The organism is Actinobacillus minor NM305 (genome assembly GCF_000175195.1).
Taxonomy (GTDB): Bacteria; Pseudomonadota; Gammaproteobacteria; order Enterobacterales; family Pasteurellaceae; genus Haemophilus_A; species Haemophilus_A minor.
Genome location: NZ_ACQL01000043.1, coordinates 1 through 920, shown reverse-complemented (window position 1 = coordinate 920; position 920 = coordinate 1). Strand labels below are relative to the sequence as shown.

The following is a 920-nucleotide window of genomic DNA, read 5'->3' as shown; positions in this document are numbered from 1 at the left end:
CCTTTGAAGAATGGAGTATGACGACCACCTTCTTCTTTTGATAATACGTAAACTTCTGATTCGAAGTCTGTGTGTGGTGTGATTGTACCTGGTTTCGCTAATACTTGACCACGTTCGATTTCTTCACGTTTTGTACCACGTAATAACGCACCTACGTTCTCACCCGCACGACCTTCGTCTAATAATTTACGGAACATCTCAACACCAGTTACTGTTGTTTTCGTAGTTTCTTTGATACCTACGATTTCAACTTCTTCACCTGCTTTGATGATACCACGCTCAACACGACCTGTTACTACTGTACCACGACCTGAAATTGAGAATACGTCTTCGATTGGTAATAAGAATGGTTTATCAATCGCACGCTCTGGCTCTGGAATGTATGTATCTAAGTGGTTTGCTAACTCAAGAATTTTCTCTTCCCACTCTGCTACGCCGTTTAACGCTTGTAACGCTGAACCACGTACGATTGGAGTGTCATCACCCGGGAAGTCATATTGTGAAAGAAGTTCACGAACTTCCATCTCAACTAATTCTAATAACTCTTCGTCATCTACCATGTCGCATTTGTTTAAGAATACGATGATGTATGGTACACCTACTTGGCGACCTAATAAGATGTGCTCACGAGTTTGTGGCATTGGACCATCTGTTGCTGCTACTACTAAGATAGCACCGTCCATTTGCGCCGCACCGGTGATCATGTTTTTAACATAGTCCGCGTGTCCCGGGCAGTCAACGTGTGCGTAGTGACGTGTTGCTGTATCGTACTCAACGTGTGAAGTGTTGATGGTGATACCACGCGCTTTTTCTTCCGGCGCGTTATCGATTTGGTCGAATGCACGAGCTGCACCACCGAAGTGTTTCGCTAATACAGTTGTGATCGCTGCTGTTAAAGTTGTTTTACCATGGTCAACGTG

1 protein-coding gene is annotated in these 920 nt (G+C 44.2%); it reads right to left on the bottom strand.

Annotated elements, in window-relative coordinates; all coding sequences use genetic code 11:
• Nucleotides 1–920: elongation factor Tu (gene tuf / locus AM305_RS01475; RefSeq protein WP_005822474.1), on the bottom strand; the 920-nt coding region annotated here is incomplete at both ends.